The 410-nt window shown below is 76.3% G+C and carries 1 pseudogene; it reads left to right on the forward strand.

The annotated features are described in order from the left end of the window. Nucleotides 1-23 precede the first annotated feature (23 nt). Nucleotides 24-410 (forward strand): annotated as a pseudogene (locus GRC12_RS45135) (hypothetical protein); the annotation flags it as partial.

The following is a 410-nucleotide window of genomic DNA, read 5'->3' on the forward strand; positions in this document are numbered from 1 at the left end:
GCGGTGCCTCCGCCGGGGGCGCTGTGGACGAAGTGAAGGGCGGCGCACCAGGCGGAGCCGTGGCGTCCGATGCGGCCGGCGGTGCATCCGCCAGCGGCCTGTTCGATCGCAGCGGGGTGGTCGATGCGGCCAGCGAGGCATCGGGCGGCGGGATGGCTGATGCGGCCGACGTCGTGTCCGGCGGCACGGCGGCCGATGCGGCCGGCGGTACTCCGGGCGGCGGCGCGGTTGAGGAAGCGGTCAGCGGTGTTTCCGTCGGTGGCGCGGTGGGGGACGCGGCCGGTGGTGTTTCCGTCGGCGGTGCGGTGGCCGGTGTGTCGGAGGTGCCCCCTCGGGAGGCACCTCCGCACACCCATCAGGACACCCCGCACTCCCCTCCGCATCCCGCTCGGGACGCCGCTCCCCCCGCC

The organism is Streptomyces griseorubiginosus, from assembly GCF_017614965.1.
GTDB lineage: Bacteria > Actinomycetota > Actinomycetes > Streptomycetales > Streptomycetaceae > Streptomyces > Streptomyces griseorubiginosus_B.